Source organism: Nocardioides sp. 503, from assembly GCF_004522095.1.
Taxonomy (GTDB): domain Bacteria; phylum Actinomycetota; class Actinomycetes; order Propionibacteriales; family Nocardioidaceae; genus Nocardioides.
Window position 1 is genome coordinate 787,846 of the sequence record NZ_SPUI01000003.1, and the last position, 15,853, is coordinate 803,698.

12 protein-coding genes are annotated in these 15,853 nt (G+C 72.7%); 5 read left to right on the top strand and 7 right to left on the bottom strand.

Going from position 1 to position 15,853, the window contains the following annotated elements:
• Positions 1–8: 8 nt before the first annotated feature.
• The 4 genes from E4622_RS11065 to purD all read right to left on the bottom strand — a co-directional run bounded on the left by E4622_RS11065 (position 9) and on the right by purD (position 4,563).
• Positions 9–1,235, bottom strand: a complete 1,227-nt coding sequence (locus E4622_RS11065) for an HNH endonuclease signature motif containing protein (protein WP_134740238.1) — start codon at positions 1,233–1,235, stop codon at positions 9–11.
• 382 nt (positions 1,236–1,617) lie between these two features.
• Positions 1,618–1,905, bottom strand: a complete 288-nt coding sequence (locus E4622_RS11070; RefSeq protein ID WP_134740239.1) for a DUF1330 domain-containing protein — start codon at positions 1,903–1,905, stop codon at positions 1,618–1,620.
• Between the two features lie 2 nt (positions 1,906–1,907).
• Positions 1,908–3,326 carry an adenylosuccinate lyase gene (gene purB, locus E4622_RS11075; RefSeq protein WP_134740240.1) on the bottom strand — a complete coding sequence of 473 codons (1,419 nt, stop codon included), beginning with the start codon at positions 3,324–3,326 and terminating at the stop codon, positions 1,908–1,910.
• A 1-nt stretch (position 3,327) separates the two neighbouring features.
• Positions 3,328–4,563, bottom strand: coding sequence for a phosphoribosylamine--glycine ligase (gene purD / locus E4622_RS11080; RefSeq protein WP_134740241.1), 1,236 nt, complete (start codon positions 4,561–4,563; stop codon positions 3,328–3,330).
• A 69-nt stretch (positions 4,564–4,632) separates the two neighbouring features.
• Here purD and E4622_RS11085 point away from each other — a divergent pair, with 69 nt between their 5' ends.
• Both E4622_RS11085 and E4622_RS11090 read left to right on the top strand, forming a co-directional pair.
• Positions 4,633–6,828: a protein kinase gene (locus E4622_RS11085; protein ID WP_134740242.1), complete on the top strand. Its 2,196-nt coding sequence runs from the start codon at positions 4,633–4,635 to the stop codon at positions 6,826–6,828.
• Positions 6,825–8,834, top strand: a complete 2,010-nt coding sequence (locus E4622_RS11090; protein ID WP_134740243.1) for a protein kinase — start codon at positions 6,825–6,827, stop codon at positions 8,832–8,834. The genes E4622_RS11085 and E4622_RS11090 overlap by 4 nt, the downstream gene beginning before the upstream one ends.
• A 7-nt stretch (positions 8,835–8,841) precedes the next feature.
• On the opposite strand, the gene E4622_RS11095 is transcribed toward E4622_RS11090, so the two are convergent.
• Complete coding sequence (locus E4622_RS11095) at positions 8,842–10,125, bottom strand: adenylosuccinate synthase (RefSeq protein WP_134740244.1); 1,284 nt, start codon at positions 10,123–10,125, stop codon at positions 8,842–8,844.
• Positions 10,126–10,244: 119 nt separating this feature from the next.
• Here E4622_RS11095 and E4622_RS11100 point away from each other — a divergent pair, with 119 nt between their 5' ends.
• Together E4622_RS11100 and lysS are read left to right on the top strand one after the other, a co-directional pair.
• Positions 10,245–11,162 (top strand): YegS/Rv2252/BmrU family lipid kinase, encoded by a 918-nt coding sequence (locus tag E4622_RS11100; protein ID WP_245155983.1) that lies wholly within the window; start codon positions 10,245–10,247, stop codon positions 11,160–11,162.
• A gap of 28 nt (positions 11,163–11,190) precedes the next feature.
• On the top strand, positions 11,191–12,837 hold the full coding sequence (lysS, locus tag E4622_RS11105) for a lysine--tRNA ligase (RefSeq protein ID WP_134740245.1): 1,647 nt from the start codon (positions 11,191–11,193) through the stop codon (positions 12,835–12,837).
• Positions 12,838–12,851: 14 nt separating this feature from the next.
• Here lysS and E4622_RS11110 read toward each other — a convergent pair whose 3' ends face one another.
• Positions 12,852–13,262 carry a DUF3151 domain-containing protein gene (locus E4622_RS11110; RefSeq protein ID WP_134740246.1) on the bottom strand — a complete coding sequence of 137 codons (411 nt, stop codon included), beginning with the start codon at positions 13,260–13,262 and terminating at the stop codon, positions 12,852–12,854.
• Positions 13,263–13,298: 36 nt separating this feature from the next.
• Here E4622_RS11110 and E4622_RS11115 point away from each other — a divergent pair, with 36 nt between their 5' ends.
• The gene (locus E4622_RS11115; protein WP_245155984.1) at positions 13,299–14,810 is read left to right on the top strand and encodes a DHA2 family efflux MFS transporter permease subunit; all 1,512 of its coding nucleotides are present in this window, start codon (positions 13,299–13,301) and stop codon (positions 14,808–14,810) included.
• On the opposite strand, the gene fbaA is transcribed toward E4622_RS11115, so the two are convergent.
• The gene (gene fbaA, locus E4622_RS11120; protein ID WP_134740248.1) at positions 14,807–15,838 is read right to left on the bottom strand and encodes a class II fructose-bisphosphate aldolase; all 1,032 of its coding nucleotides are present in this window, start codon (positions 15,836–15,838) and stop codon (positions 14,807–14,809) included. The genes E4622_RS11115 and fbaA overlap by 4 nt on opposite strands.
• Between the last annotated feature and the right edge of the window lie 15 nt (positions 15,839–15,853).

Below are 15,853 nucleotides of genomic sequence, written 5' to 3' on the forward strand. Positions count from 1 at the left end.
GTCGCTCCTCACTCGCGCCGGTGGAAGGAGACCTTGCCGCCGGGGTGGTGGGTCATGACGTAGCCAGGGTGGTGGGCCAGGGGGTGGTGGCCGGTGCAGAGCAGCCCGCCGCGCTCGACCGAGGTGCTGCCGCCCTGGGACCAGGGGTCGAGGTGGTGGGCGTGACACCACGCCGAGGGCCGATCACAGCCCAGGGCGATGCAGCCGCCGTCCCTGACGGCCATCGCGATCCTCTGGGCCTTCGTGTGGAACCGCATCCTGCGGCCCACGTCGAGGACCTGGGACTTCCCACCCAGGACGACGGGGATCACACCGGCCTCGCACGCCATCCGCCGGGCGAGTCCGGGGCTGATCGGGGTGCCGGTGTCGAGCTGCGCCGCCTTGAGGCCGCCCATGAGGGTCTCGAGGGTCATCGTGACCACGACGGTGGCGTCCATCCCACCCGCCTGCGGCAGCTTCTTCGCGGGGAAGCGGTCGATGTACTCGACGAACGCCAGCCCCATCCCGTGCGGGGTCGATCCCTCGCCGCCGGCCTTGGGTGCGGCCAACGCGTTGAGGGGCTTGCGGAGCTTGTCTGCCTGATGGGTCGGGATCGAGAACCGGCCATGGGTGGTGCCGTGGCCGTCGTCGTGCATCGTGAACCGCGCCTTCGCCTCGCCCTTGCGCTCCTGCGCCTCGAGCTGACGTGCCGTCTCCGCCTCCCCGACCTCGGGGGCCACGACCTCCAGCACGTGCACGCCCAGCACCCGCAGCCGCTTGGCATCGAAGTGAGCCGCCTCGTCGAGCAGGTGGTCCCGGGCCTGGTCTTTCACCGTCGTGCCGACGTCGTCGGGCAGCGCGTCGACGGCTTCGACGATGACCTTCGCCTGGTCGGCCAGGATGTCGCCGCGGGTGAGCGCTTCCTCGACGGGCGCGTGGGCTCCGAGGGCCTTGCCGAGCTTGGTGAGGGCGGCGGCGTCGCGTTGGGTCATGTGCGTGGTGTGGGCCAACCAGGCCGCCGAGGAGGTCGCGCCCTGGGCGGCTCCGACCTCGGTGCGGTCGGCGTGGGCGGCGGTCTTGAGGGTGAGTGCTGCCAGGCGGGCGTTGAGGCGGGTCTCCTCGACCAGCGCCTGCGCGGCCTCCTCCTTCGTCATCGACCACATCGCCTGGTCGGCGACCGCGTCGAGCTCGGCCTGCGCGCGCAGCACGGCGGCGAGCACGGGGTGGCTCGGCGGGTGGGTGGCGGGGCTGCTCATGGGTCCACTCAAGCAGCGACCACCGACAGTCGTAGGCCGGAAAGCCCGGTTATCCACAGGGTGTGGAGGGTAAGTGGCTTTCTTTCTCGGATTTTACTTTAGGCCCTGGGGGCGGGGTGGTTTCGAGGCTCGCTGCGCTTGCACCTCAACCACCGGGAGCCGGCAGCGGCGCGCCACCACCGCCTGCCTCGTCTCCGTAGCTGCCCACCACCGCGACCACCGCGGCGCTGCACGGGACCACCGATTCACGCGAGGAGGCGACCAAGGTGCGTGGGTCTCGACGTTCGCTCGTCGCTGGCGCTCCTCGCTGCTCGACCACCGGTGACGTTCGCTCGTCGCTGGCGCTCCTCACTGCTCGACCACCGGTGGGGTGGCGAGCCGGTCAGACGCCGGGGACGATCCTGAGGTCGCGGACGGCTCCGCCGTCGAGGGCGGCGAGGGCGGCCTGGTAGGCCGGGCTGTCGTGGGCGGCGCGGGCGGCGTCGACTGACTCGAAGGAGATGAGCACCGAGCGGGTGGCCTCGCCGGCCTCGTAGGTCTCCTCGGGCAGGCCGCGGGCCAGGAAGGTGCCGCCGGCACCCTCGATGGCCGGGCCGGCGAGCTGGGCGTAGGCGGCGAGCTTGGCCTCGTCGGTGATCTCGCGGTAGAGGCTGATCCAGTAGGCGGTCATGGCTACAGGATCGCGCCCGGGGTGTAGGCGGCGCCCACGGGGTAGCGCTCGGCGACCTCGGCCACGCGGCGTACGACGGACTGGGTCTGCCGCACGGCCGCCCCGGTGAAGGTGATCGGGTCGGCCACCAGCGAGGAGAGCTGCTCGGCGGTGAGCCCCAGCCGCGGGTCGGCGGCGAGCCGGGCGAAGACGTCGTTGTCCGCCTGGCCGCGGCGCATGTCGAGCGCCACGCCGACCGCCGCCTCCTTGATCGCCTCGTGCGCGGCTTCGCGGCCGACGCCGTTGCGCACGGCCGCCATCAGCACCTTGGTCGTCGCGAGGAACGGCAGATAGCGGTCGAGCTCGCGCTGGATGACCGCGGGGAACGCGCCGAACTCGTCGAGCACGGTGAGGAAGGTCTGGAACAGCCCGTCGGCGGCGAAGAACGCGTCCGGCAGCGCCACCCGTCGTACGACGGAGCAGGAGACGTCGCCCTCGTTCCACTGGTCCCCGGCGAGCTCGCCCACCATCGAGAGGTAGCCGCGCGTGACGACCGCGAGGCCGTTGACGCGCTCGCACGAGCGGGTGTTCATCTTGTGGGGCATCGCCGACGAGCCGACCTGGCCCTCCTTGAACCCCTCGGTGACCAGCTCGTTGCCGGCCATGAGCCGGATCGTGGTCGCAAGGTTGGAGGGGCCGGCGACCAGCTGCACGACCGCGGACAGCACGTCGAAGTCGAGCGAGCGGGGGTAGACCTGGCCGACCGAGGTCAGCATCCGGTCGAAGCCGAGGTGAGCGGCGACGCGCTGCTCCAGCTCGTCCAGGCGGGACTCGTCGCCGTCGAGCAGGTCGAGCATGTCCTGGGCGGTGCCCATCGGGCCCTTGATCCCGCGCAGCGGGTAGCGCCGCAGCAGGTCCTCGATGCGCTCGACCCCGATCAGCAGCTCGTCGGCCACAGTGGCGAAGCGCTTGCCCAGGGTGGTCGCCTGCGCCGCGACGTTGTGCGAGCGCCCGGCCATGACGGTCGTCTCGTGCTCCGCGGCCAGCCGCGCCAGGCGCACGAGCGCGGCGACGGCCCGGTCGCGCAGGAGCTCCAGGGACTGCTTGAGCTGGAGCTGCTCGACGTTCTCGGTCAGGTCGCGCGAGGTCATGCCCTTGTGGATGTGCTCGTGACCGGCGAGCGCGGAGAACTCCTCGATGCGCGCCTTCACGTCGTGGCGGGTGATGCGCTCGCGGGCGGCGATGGACCCCAGGTCGACCTGGTCGACGACCTCCTCGTAGGCCTCGACCACGCCGTCGGGGACGTCGATGCCGAGGTCGCGCTGCGCGCGCAGCACGGCGATCCAGAGCCGGCGCTCGAGCACGATCTTGTGCTCCGGCGACCAGATCGCGGCGAGGTCGGCGCCCGCGTAGCGGGTGGCCAGGACGTTGGGGACGGTCATGTCAGATCCCTGAGGCGATGTCGGTGCGGTGCTGGGCACCCGGGAAGTCGATGTCGGCGACCCCGGCGTACGCCGCGTCGCGGGCGGCGGCGGCCGAGTCGCCCGTGGCGATGACGGCCAGCACCCGGCCGCCGGCCGTCACCAGGTCGTCGCCGCGCAGGGCGGTGCCGGCGTGGATGACGTGGACGCCCTCGTGGGCCTCGGCGGCGTCGACACCGGTGATCACGTCGCCGGACGAGGACGACTCGGGGTAGCCCCGGCTGGCCATCACGACCGCCACGGCGCTGCCGGGCTTCCACGTCGGCGCCGGTACGTCGGCCAGGGTGCCGGTGGCGGCGCCGAGCAGGAGCGGGGACAGGGGGGCGTCGAGCAGCGCCAGCAGCGGCTGGGTCTCGGGGTCGCCGAAGCGGGCGTTGAACTCCACCACGCGCACCCCGCGCGAGGTCAGCGCCAGGCCGGCGTAGAGCAGCCCGGCGAACGGCGTGCCGCGCTTCGCCATCTCGTCGACGGTGGGCTTCAGGACGGTGGCGAGCACCTCGGCCACGAGGTCGGCCGGCACCCACGGGAGCGGCGTGTAGGCGCCCATGCCACCGGTGTTGGGGCCGGCGTCGCCGTCACCGATGCGCTTGAAGTCCTGCGCCGGGAGCAGCGGGTAGACCGTGGTGCCGTCGGTGATCGCGAACAGCGAGACCTCGGGACCGTCGAGGAACTCCTCGATCACCACCCGCTCGCACGACGTCGCGTGGGCGAGCGCCTCGTCGTGGTCGAGGGTGACGACCACGCCCTTGCCGGCGGCCAGCCCGTCGTCCTTCACGACGTACGGCGGTCCCAGCTCGGTGAGCGCGCGCTCGGCCTCGTCCTCGTCGGTGCACACGAAGGAGCGCGCCGTCGGCACGTGGGCGGCGGTCATGACCTCCTTGGCGAAGGCCTTGGAGCCCTCGAGCTGCGCGGCCGCGCCGGTCGGGCCGAACACCGCGATGCCGCGGGCCGTGACCGCGTCCGCGACCCCGGCGACCAGCGGCGCCTCGGGACCGACGACCACCAGGTCGACGCCGAGGCGCTCGGCCAGGTCGGCGACCTGCGCGCCGTCCATCGGGTCGACGTCGTGCAGCGTCGCGAGGGCGACCATGCCGGGGTTGCCCGGCGCGGCATGGACCTCGTCGACGCCGGGGTCGAGGGCGAGCGCGCGGACCAACGCGTGCTCGCGGCCGCCGGTACCGATCACGAGAGTCTTCACGGGCACTCAGCCTAGTGCCGACGGGACCAGGCATGATTGCCGCTGCCCCCCCTCGGGAAAGAAGCCTGCATGCCCCAGTTCCCCCGCGTCGGCGACGTCTTCGGTCGCTACCGCATCGACGCGCAGATCGGGCAGGGCGGCATGGGCGTCGTCTTCGCCGCGACCGACACCGCGTTCGACCGGCGCGTGGCGCTCAAGGTGGTCTCGGCGGCCCTCGGCGGGTCCGCAGAGTTCCTGGCGCGCTTCGAGCGCGAGGCCTCGCTGCTCGCGCGGCTCAACTCCCCCCACGTGATCGCGATCTTCGACTACGGCGAGCAGGACGGCTGCCCCTACCTCGCCACCCAGTACGTCGGCGGCGGCGACCTCGGCGCCCTGCTCGCCGCCCGCGGGCCGATGCCGCCCCAGCTGGCCTCCGCGGTGTGCGCCCAGGTGGCCGACGCGCTCGGCGACGCCCACCGCGCCGGGGTGGTCCACCGCGACGTGAAGCCCACCAACGTGCTGCTGCGCGACGCCGACACCTCCGACCTGCACGCGTACCTCTGCGACTTCGGCATCGCCCGGACCGACAGCGAGGGCCTCACCGCGCCCGGCTCGGTGTCCGGCACGTGGAGCTACCTCGCCCCCGAGTGCGGCGCCGGCGCTCCCGGCACGGTCTCCTCCGACCTCTACGCCCTGGGCTGCCTGTTCTGGGCCACCCTGACCGGCCAGCCGCCGTTCCGGGGCAGCGACGTGGAGATCGCCATCGCCCACCAGAGCGCGCCCCCGCCGCAGCTGGCCGGCGACGACGCCTTCACCCGTCACGCCAACGCGATCCTCGCCAACACCCTGGCCAAGGACCCGCGCGCCCGCTACGACACGGCCGACGCCCTGCGCGCCGACCTGCTCGCGGCGGCGAGCATCCCGTCGGCCGGCATCCGGCCCCTGTCCTCGCCCTCGATCGCGTCCTCGCCGTCAGCCCCGACCGCACTGCCCTCGGGCGGCCGGGTCTCGCTGGGCTCCCTGCCCCGCGCGACGTCCGCGGGCGGCGGACCCCGCCGGCGTCGTACGGCGCTCGTGGTCGCGCTCTCCTCCCTCGCGGTGATCGCCGTCGCCGGCGGGATCGTCGGCGTCGCCACGCTGGGCGACGACCCCGGGCCCGGTCCCGGCGGTGGGTCCAGCAGCGGGTCGACCACCACCTCGGAGCCGACCGGCAGCGACCCGACGCCCACCGAGCCCTCGCAGCCCGAGGTCGTCGGGCCGGTCACGGGCGACCAGGACGGCGACGGCCTCGGCGACGTGACGGCGCGATGGCGGCCGGACGGCAAGGAGTTCGACCGGGTCGCCGTGTGGACCTCCGACGGGACCGCCATGACCCTCGAGGACAAGGGCAAGGAGAAGACCTCCCGCAAGGTCAGCCGTCAGGAGGCGCTCGCCGACTACGACGGCGACGACCGTCTCGAGCAGGTCCTGGTCGACGTCCCCAACCCCCGCGGCGACCTCACCGTCCGGGGGACGCTGTCGGAGGGGGCGACGGTGAAGCAGACCCTCCCGCGACCACGGGGAGCGGACTACGTCACCGCCATGGTCGGCGACGCCGACGCGGACGGTCTCGACGACCTCCTGCTCCTCTCGTGGGGCCAGGGGAAGCCGATGAGCCTCTGGGTCGCGCGCTCCGACGGGACGACGTTCGCCAGGCCGGCGTTCGGCGTCGAGGTGCCCTACGGCTACGAGGACTCCTCGGCCGAGGTGGGCGACGTCGACGGCGACGGCCGCGCCGACCTGGCCGTCCTGACCACCCCGGAGGTGCCGGCCGGAGACCCCAGCAAGTCCACGGTCCGCACCTACCTGGGCCAGGCCGACGGCACCTTCGCCGCCCGCGGCCGGCCCCGGACGTTCCCCAGCGAGATCGGCCCCGACCTGCACGCCCTCGACATCGACGGCGACGAGGACACCGAGCTCCTGGTGAGCTTCAACCGGGACTCCTTCCTCGAGCTGGTCGTCCTGGACCACCGCGCCGGTGGCTTCGGCCCGCCCCGGCCGGCGGGCCTGTTCCCCCAGCCGCCGGCCTCCTACTTCGACAGCGAGGTGGCCGTGGGCGACTACGACGGCGACGGTCGCGACGACGTGGCCGCCGTCGGTCTCGCGCCGACCGGCAAGAAGACGGTCGTCCAGGTCGCGCTCTCCACCGGCAAGCGGTTCGGCGGCGCGACCAGCTGGGGCACGTGGGACGGCGTCACGCTGACCGACACCTACGGCCTGAGCGTGCTCGGCGGCACCTTCCCGTGAGCACCGGACGTCCGCCCACGATCGGGGAGACCGTCGGGCACTACCGCGTCGACAGCGTGCTCGGCGTGGGCGGCATGGGGATGGTCTTCTCCGCCACCGACACCCGCCTGCAGCGCCAGGTGGCGCTCAAGGTGATGCTCGGGCACGTCGGCACGTCCCCGGACTTCCAGCGGCGCTTCCAGCGCGAGGCGTCCGTGCTGGCCCGGCTCGACTCGCCGCACGTGGTGGCGATCTACGACCACGGCGAACAGGACGGCTGGCCGTTCATCGTCACGCAGTACGCCGCCGGGGGCGACCTCGGCGCGATGATCCGCAACAGCGGGCCGCTGCCGCCGCCGCTGGCCTTCCGGGTGTGCGCGCAGGTCGCCGACGCCCTCTCCGCGGCCCACGCGGTCGGCGTCGTGCACCGCGACGTCAAGCCGGCCAACGTGCTGCTGCGCGACGAGCGCACCGACCGCGTGCACGTCTACCTGTGCGACTTCGGCGTCGCCACGACCGAGGGGGCCGGGCTCACCCAGCCGGGCGCCGTCGCCGGCACGTGGAACTACCTGGCCCCCGAGCGCGCCGCCGGTCACCCGGGCACCCCGGCCAGCGACATCTACTCCGTGGGCTGCCTGCTCCACGAGTGCCTGACCGGCCGGCCGCCGTACACCGGCGCCGACGTGTCCGTCGCGATGGCCCACCTCCAGCAGCCGGTCCCGCAGCTGCCCGGCGACGACGACCTCACGACCCGGGTCAACCAGGTCCTGGCCGGCGCGCTGGCCAAGGACCCGGCCGAGCGCTACCAGTCCGCCCGCGCGCTGCGCGACGCCCTGCGCGAGCTCGGTGGCGGGCTGACCCCGTCCACGCCCACCTCACCGCCGCTCGTGCTCGGCCGGCGCCGGCGCCGGCGGCGCGTGCTGGTCGCCGGCGGTGTCGCGACGGTTCTCGTCCTCGGTGGCGTCGCCACCGGCGTCCTCCTCACGTCCGGCGGGGACGACCCCCGGCCCGACCCGGAGCCGACCCCGTCGACCGGCGAGCCCACCGTCGCACCCACGCCCGAGCCCCCCGAGCCGGCCGTCAGCGGCGACCTCGACCACGACGGGCTCGGCGACGTGGGGCTGATGTCGTTCGACGCCACGTGGCTGATGCACTCCGACGGCACCAAGCTCGGCAAGCCCCGCCGCATCCCGGGCGTCGTCTTCCCGGCCGTCACCGGGGACGTCGACGGCGACGGCCGGCTCGACGTGGTGACGCTGGACGGTCAGCCACCGTCGCTCAGCGCCACCGCCCGGCTCGCGGACGGGGCGACCCTCACCTCCTTGGTGCGCACCGCGGCGGTGGAGGACGTCCTGGCCGACACGATCCCGCTGCTCGCCGACGTCGACGGCGACGGCCGAGACGACCTCGGCGTCGTGACCGTCGGTGACGGTCGCCTCGTCGTCACCGTCGCCCGGAGCCGCGCGGACGGGACGTTCGCGAGCGGCCGACGATGGTTCCGGACCGCCGCGCCCGGCGACTCCTTCGACAGCGGCGAGATCGCCGTGGGCGACCTGACGGGCGACGGGCTCGCCGACCTCGTGCACGTCGCCGAGGACGACGACCGACCACGGCTGCGGGTGCTCGAGTCGACCGGCTCCGCCTTCGAGGACAAGGGCCAGGTGCCCGTGAGCCCCGACTTCCGCTACCAGTCCTGGCGCGCCGGGGACTTCGACGGGGACGGCACCGACGAGCTCGCCGTGGTCGAGTCCGGACCCCGGGTCAGCGTGCTGTCGTGGAACGGCCGCCGCTTCACCCCGGAGGTGTGGGTCGACCAGCTCCTCGACCGCGGCTACACCGTCGCCGGCGTCGGGGTGGGCGACGTCGACGGCGACGGCGACGACGACCTCCCGCTCCTCGTCTACGAGGAGGGGGTGATGGTGCTCGAGTCGTCCACCAACGCGTTCTCCCTCAGCGCCGCGCCACCGCGCAAGGTGCGCGAGAGCCTCATGGAGACGGGGCCGATCGGGCCGGTCCAGTACGACTGAGCGGCGCTCAGATCAGCTCGTGGACCACGATCGTCTGGTCGCGCTTCGGGCCGACGCCGATGACGGACACGCGGGACCCGGACATGCGCTCGACCGCCCTGACGTAGGCCTGCGCGTTGGCCGGCAGCTCCTCGAAGGTGCGGACGTGCGAGATGTCCTCCCACCAGCCGGGGAACTCCTCGTAGATCGGCACGGCGTGGTGGAAGTCGCTCTGGTTGACCGGCATCTCGTCGTGGCGCACGCCGTTGACGTCGTAGGCGACGCACACCGGCACCTTCTCCAGGCCGGTGAGCACGTCGAGCTTGGTGAGGACGAAGTCCGTGACGCCGTTGACGCGCGCGGCGTAGCGGGCGATGACCGCGTCGTACCACCCGCAGCGGCGCGGGCGACCCGTCGTCACGCCGAACTCCGCGCCGACCTTGCTCAGGTGCGCGCCGAAGTCGTCGAACAGCTCGGTCGGGAACGGTCCCTCGCCGACGCGGGTGGTGTAGGCCTTGACGATGCCCACGACCCGGTCGAGGCGGCTCGGCGGGATCCCCGAGCCGGTGCAGGCGCCGCCGGAGGTCGCCGAGCTCGAGGTCACGAACGGGTAGGTGCCGTGGTCGACGTCGAGCAGCGTCGCCTGGCCGCCCTCGAGCAGCACGGTCTCCCCGCGGTCGAGCGCCTGGTTGAGCAGCAGGCCGGTGTCGCAGACCATCGGCCGCAGCCGCTCGACGTACTCGAGCAGCTCCTCGACGATCGCGTCGACCTCGGGCGCGCGCCGGTTGTAGATCTTGGCCAGGATCTGGCCCTTGAGCTCGAGGGCGCCCTCGACCTTCTGGCGCAGGATGTTCTCGTCGAAGATGTCCTGGACCCGGATGCCGATGCGGTTCATCTTGTCGGCGTACGTCGGTCCGATGCCGCGCCCCGTCGTGCCCAGCCGGCGCGAGCCGAGGAAGCGCTCGGTCACCTTGTCCAGGCTGCGGTTGTAGCTGGCGATCACGTGCGCGTTGGCGCTGACCTTCAGCTTGCTGACGTCGACGCCGCGGGCGGTCAGCGCGTCGAGCTCCTCGAAGAGCACCTCGATGTCGACGACGACGCCGTTGCCGATGACCGGCGTGCAGTTGGGGCTCAGGATGCCGCTGGGCAGCAGGTGCAGGGCGTACTTCTCGTCGCCGATCACCACCGTGTGCCCGGCGTTGTTGCCGCCGTTGAACTTGACGACGTGGTCGACGCGGCTCCCGAGCAGGTCGGTGGCCTTGCCCTTGCCTTCGTCGCCCCACTGGGCACCGATGATGGCGATGGCAGGCATGTGCACTCCTCGTGGTGGAACGACAAAGCCCCGGGCAACAGCGACCGGGGCTCTTGCGACGTCACGCTACCAAAGCGCACGGGTGGGTGCTCAATCCTGTGGGCTAGGGTCCCTGTGCGATGGACCCTCTTCTGGTGATCACCAACAGCGACGCCGGCACCGCCGACGACGAGTCGCTGGCGGCTGCCCTCGGCGTGCTGCGCGAGCACACCTCCGTGGAGGTCCAGGCCACCTCCAACCCCGGCGAGCTCGACGGCGTCCTGCACCGCGCCGGCTCCCGTCGGATCGTGGTCGCCGGCGGCGACGGCAGCCTGCACGCCGTGGTCGCCGCGCTGCACCGCCGCCACGACCTCGACAAGGCCGTCCTCGGGCTGCTCCCCCTCGGCACCGGCAACGACTTCGCCCGGGGCGTCGGGATCCCGCTGGACATCGAGGAGGCGGCCAGGGTCCTGGTCACCGGCCAGGTGCGGCCCATGGACCTGATCGTCGACGAGGTCGGCCAGGTCGTCGTCAACAGCGTCCACGTCGGCGCCGGCGCCAACGCCAGCCGGCGCGGGCACCGCTGGAAGGGCCGGCTGCACGCCGTGGGCGTGGGCAAGGTCAACCTGGGCAAGCTCGGCTACCCGATCGGCGCCGCCCTCACGGCGTTCAGACCGCCGGTGCTGAGGCTGCACGTCGAGCTCGACGGCAAGGTCGTCAACGACCTCGACACGCGGGTCCTGATGGTCGCCCTCGGCAACGGCTCGTCGGTGGGCGGCGGCACCGAGCTCACGCCCGACGCCGACCCCGAGGACGGCCGCATCGACCTGATGGTCTCGCGCGCCACCGGCCCGCTCGCGCGCTTCGGCTTCGCCGCGCGGCTCGGCTTCGGCACCCACCAGCAGGCCGACGACGTCACGGCCCTGCGCGGCCGCGAGGTCTCCGTCAGCGGGGAGCGATTCTGGATCAGCGCCGACGGCGAGATCTCCGGACCCGAGCGCCACCGCACCTGGCACGTCGAGCCGGCCGCCTACTCCATGGTCCTGCCCGCCGACTGAGCCCGCCCGCCCGGTAGCGTTGCTGCCCGTGGCACGAAGCAAGGGACAGCAGGGCGGCGACCCCGTCGACTGGGTGACGCGCGCCGCCGACGACGCCATCCGGCACGCCGGCGAGGGCAACCTGGTCACGGTCTCCTCCGGCATCAGCCCGTCGGGACCGGTCCACCTGGGCAACCTGCGCGAGGTCCTGACCGTCCACTTCGTCGCCGACGAGATCGCGCGGCGCGGGGTGCCCGTGCGGCACCTGCACGTGTGGGACGACTACGACCGCTTCCGCAAGGTGCCCGCCGGCATCGACGCGTCCTACGCCGAGCACATCGCCCGTCCGCTGTCCGCCGTACCCGACCCGACCGGTGAGTTCCCCAGCTGGGCCGAGCGCTGGAAGGCGCCGCTGCTCTCCGCGCTGTCCGAGATGGGCGTCGAGCTGGAGCAGGTCAGCCAGACCGAGCGCTACACCTCGGGCCACTACCGCGACCAGGTGCTGCACGCCGTGTCGCGGCGCGACGACATCGAGGCCGTCATGGCCCGCTACCGCACCAAGGCGCCGGCCGCCGGTGAGGACGCCGCGCCCGCGGGCATCCCCTTCCCCTACAAGCCCTACTGCCGCCAGTGCGGGCGCGACACGACCACCGCCACGGCGTACGACGACGCGACGACGACGCTGTCCTACACCTGCTCGTCGTGCGGCTTCACCGGGTCCACCGACCTGTCCACGGACTTCGAGGGCAAGCTCGTGTGGAAGGTCGACTGGCCGATGCGCTGGGCGCTGGAGAAGGTCGACTTCGAGCCGGCCGGCGACGACCACGCCACCCCCGGCTCGTCGTTCACCGTCGGCAAGGAGCTGGTCGGGGAGATCTTCGGGGCCCCGATGCCGACGTACTTCGGCTACTCGTTCGTCGGCATCGCCGGCATGGCCAAGATGTCCTCCTCGCGCGGGGGCGTCCCGACCGCCGCCGACGCGCTGCGGATCCTCGAGGCGCCGATCCTGCGCTGGCTCTACGTCCGCCGCGCGCCGCGGCAGGTCTTCACCATCGACTTCGGTCCCGAGGTCGTGCGGCTCTACGACGAGTGGGACGCGCTCGGCCGCAAGGCCGCCGACCCGGCGCGCCGCGACGGCGCCGTGCTCGCCTACGAGCGGGCGTCGGCCACCGTGGCCGCCGGCACGCTGCCGACCTCGCCGGTCCCCGTGCCGTTCAAGCTGCTGTCCTCGGTCGCCGACGTGACCGCCGGCTCCGCCGAGCTGATCTCCTCGACCGTCGCCCGCGTGGGCCACCCCCACGAGTCGGTCTCCGACCTCGAGCCGCGGCTGTCGAAGGCGATGACCTGGACCCAGGAGTTCGTGCCGGAGGACGAGCGCACCACCGTGCGCGCCGCCCCCGACACCGAGCGGCTGGCGGCGTTGACCGAGGACGAGATGCTCTGGCTCGCCCAGCTCCTCGACCGGCTGCCCGACGCCTTCGACCTGGACGAGCTCACGACGCTGATCTACGGCGTCCCCAAGCTCGCCCGCGGCATGGGCGTCGACGACCCGCCCACCGACGAGGTCAAGGCGGACCAGAAGGACTTCTTCCGTCTGCTCTACCGGCTCCTGGTCGCCGCAGACCGCGGCCCCCGCCTCCCCACGCTCTTCGTGGCGCTCGGCCCCGAGCGCGTCCGCTCGCTCCTCGGCGCCTGACGGGGCCGGCCCTCCTACCCCAGGAGGGCGTCGTACGCCGCGGGGCTGGAGTCGCGGAGGAACTCCGAGCAGCGCTCCCACTCGTGGGTCTCGCCGATGGCGCGGGCCGAGAGGGCGAGGAGGGCCAGCGAGGTGAGGAAGCCGCGGTTGGGCTCGTGCTCCCACGGGACGGGGCCGTGGCCCTTCCAGCCGTTGCGGCGCAGGTTGTCCAGCGAGCGGTGGTAGCCGACGCGCGCGTAGGCGTAGACCGTCACGTCGTCGGCGCTCGCCTCGCGGGCCTCCCCGGCCAGGGCGGCCCAGGCGGCCGGCGAGTCCGGGTGGCGTCGTACGACGTCGGCGGGCGAGGAGGTCGCCAGCTCGGCGACCGCCGGGTCGACCGGGAGGTGGGTGGGAGGGGGGCCGGCCATCAGATCCATGTGACTCATGGAATGAGTGTCCCAGGCAGGGTGTTGACTCATGCCGTGACCCAGACCCAACCGCCGGCCGGCGCGGCACCCACGTCCCCGACCGAGGACACGGACCCGTGGCCCGCGCTGTTCGCGCTGTGCCTGGGGTTCTTCATGATCCTCGTCGACTCCACCATCGTCAGCGTCGCGACGCCGGCGATCATCGAGGACTTCGACGCCGAGGTCAACACGGTCGTGTGGGTCACCAGCGCCTACCTCCTCGCCTACGCCGTCCCGGTGCTGATCACCGGCCGCCTGGGTGACCGCTTCGGGCCCAAGCGGCTCTACCTCGCGGGCCTCGTGGTGTTCACGCTGGCCAGCCTGTGGTGCGGCCTCACCAGCAGCATCGACGGGCTGATCGTCGCCCGCGTGGTGCAGGGTCTCGGCGCCGCCATGATCACGCCGCAGACGATGGCGATCATCACCCGCATCTTCCCGCCGGCCCGCCGCGGCAAGGCGATGGCCCTGTGGGGTGCGACGGCCGGCGTGGCCACGCTGGTCGGGCCCATCCTGGGCGGCGTGCTCGTCGACTGGCTCGGCTGGGAGTGGATCTTCTTCATCAACATCCCCGTCGGCATCCTCGCGCTGGTGCTCGCCTGGCGGCTCGTGCCGACCCTGTCGACCAACACCCACCGCTTCGACTGGATCGGCGTGGCGCTCAGCGGCGCCGGCATGTTCCTGCTGGTGTTCGGCATCCAGGAGGGCGACCAGTACGACTGGGGCACCATCACCGGCCAGATCACCGTCTGGCGCATGATCATCCTGGGCCTCGTGGTCTTCGCGGGCTTCGTCGTGTGGCAGCGCGTCAACCGCCAGGAGCCGCTGGTGCCGCTCGGGCTCTTCCGCGACCGCAACTTCTCGCTCGCCAACATCGCCATCACCTCGATGGGCTTCGCGATCACCGGGCTCGCGATCCCCCTGATGCTCTACGCCCAGCTCGTGCGCGGCCTGAGCCCCACGCAGTCGGCGCTCCTGCTCGTGCCGATGGCGCTGATGACGATCGGCCTGGCCCGCTTCGTCGGCGGGCTGACCGACCGGGTCCACCCGCGCCTGATCACGAGCTTCGGCTTCACTGCGATCATCGCCTCGCTCGTGTGGCTCTCGGCCGTCATGACGCCGGGCTCGGCCACCTGGGAGATCCTGCTCCCGATGGCCCTCCTCGGCATCGGCAACGCCTGTGTCTGGGCGCCCAACTCCGCCACCGCCACCCGGAACCTGCCGATCCACCAGGCCGGAGCGGGCGCCGGGGTCTACAACGCCACGCGGCAGGTCGGCGCCGTCCTGGGCGCCGCCGGCATCGCGGTGCTCATCGACTCGCGTCTGTCCGCGGCGGGGCTGCCCACGAGCTTCACCCCGGAGGGCGGCGGCGGTCAGCTGCCGGCTGCGGTCCAGGGTCCGTTCGCGGACGCGATGGCCCAGGCCATGCTGCTGCCGCCGGCCGTGCTGGTGCTGGGGCTGCTCGCCTCACTGCTGTTCGAGCGGCCCCGCCACGACGGGTTCACCCGGCAGGTCCCGACGGCGGACTAGCCGATGGACTTGCCGGCCGAGCGGAGGTGCTCGCAGGCCTCGCCGACGCGCGCGGCCATCCCGGCCTCGCCGGCCTTGCCCCAGGCGCGGGGGTCGTAGACCTTCTTGTTGCCGACCTCGCCGTCGACCTTCAGCACGCCGTCGTAGTTGGCGAACATGTGGGCCGCGACCGGGCGGGTGAACGCGTACTGGGTGTCGGTGTCGACGTTCATCTTCACGACGCCGTAGTCGACGGCCGCGCCGATCTCCTCGGCGGTCGAGCCGGACCCGCCGTGGAAGACCAGGTCGAACGGCTTGCTGCCGTCGGCCAGGCCCAGCTTGGCGGCGACGGCCTCCTGCGCGGTCTTAAGGATCTCGGGACGCAGCTTGACGTTGCCCGGCTTGTAGACGCCGTGCACGTTGCCGAAGGTCAGCGCCGCCATGTAGCGACCCTGCTCGCCGGCGCCCAGCGCCTCGATGGTCGCGAGCGCGTCCTCGGGGGTCGTGTAGAGCTGGTCGTTGATTTCGTTGGCGACGCCGTCCTCCTCGCCACCGACGACGCCGATCTCGACCTCGAGGATGATGTGCGCCGCGGCGCAGCGGGCGAGCAGGTCGCGGGCGATCTCGAGGTTCTCGTCGAGAGGTACGGCGGAGCCGTCCCACATGTGCGACTGGAAGAGCGGGAGCTCGCCCCGGGCCACGCGCTCGGCGGAGATCTCCACCAGCGGCCGGACGAAGCCGTCGAGCTTGTCCTTGGGGCAGTGGTCGGTGTGCAGCGCGATCTGCACCGGGTAGTTCTTCGCGACCTCGGCGGCGTAGGCGGCGAAGGCCACGGAGCCGGTGACCATGTGCTTGACGCTGGGGCCGGAGAGGTACTCCGCGCCGCCGGTCGAGACCTGGATGATGCCGTCGGAGCCGGCGTCGGCGAAGCCCTTCAGCGCCGCGTTGAGCGTCTGCGACGACGACACGTTGATCGCCGGGAACGCGAACGCGTCGGCCTTGGCCGTGTCGAGCATCTGGGCGTACATCTCAGGAGTCGCGATAGGCATGTCCTCCACCCTAGT

Coding starts and splice junctions, on each gene's coding strand:
- E4622_RS11070 (WP_134740239.1), bottom strand. CDS start 1,905: ATGACCGCCTACTGGATCAGCCTCTACCGCGAGATCACCGACGAGGCC.
- E4622_RS11110 (WP_134740246.1), bottom strand. CDS start 13,262: ATGAGTCACATGGATCTGATGGCCGGCCCCCCTCCCACCCACCTCCCG.
- purB (WP_134740240.1), bottom strand. CDS start 3,326: ATGACCGTCCCCAACGTCCTGGCCACCCGCTACGCGGGCGCCGACCTC.
- E4622_RS11065 (WP_134740238.1), bottom strand. CDS start 1,235: ATGAGCAGCCCCGCCACCCACCCGCCGAGCCACCCCGTGCTCGCCGCC.
- E4622_RS11100 (WP_245155983.1), top strand. CDS start 10,245: ATGGACCCTCTTCTGGTGATCACCAACAGCGACGCCGGCACCGCCGAC.
- E4622_RS11095 (WP_134740244.1), bottom strand. CDS start 10,125: ATGCCTGCCATCGCCATCATCGGTGCCCAGTGGGGCGACGAAGGCAAG.
- E4622_RS11085 (WP_134740242.1), top strand. CDS start 4,633: ATGCCCCAGTTCCCCCGCGTCGGCGACGTCTTCGGTCGCTACCGCATC.
- fbaA (WP_134740248.1), bottom strand. CDS start 15,838: ATGCCTATCGCGACTCCTGAGATGTACGCCCAGATGCTCGACACGGCC.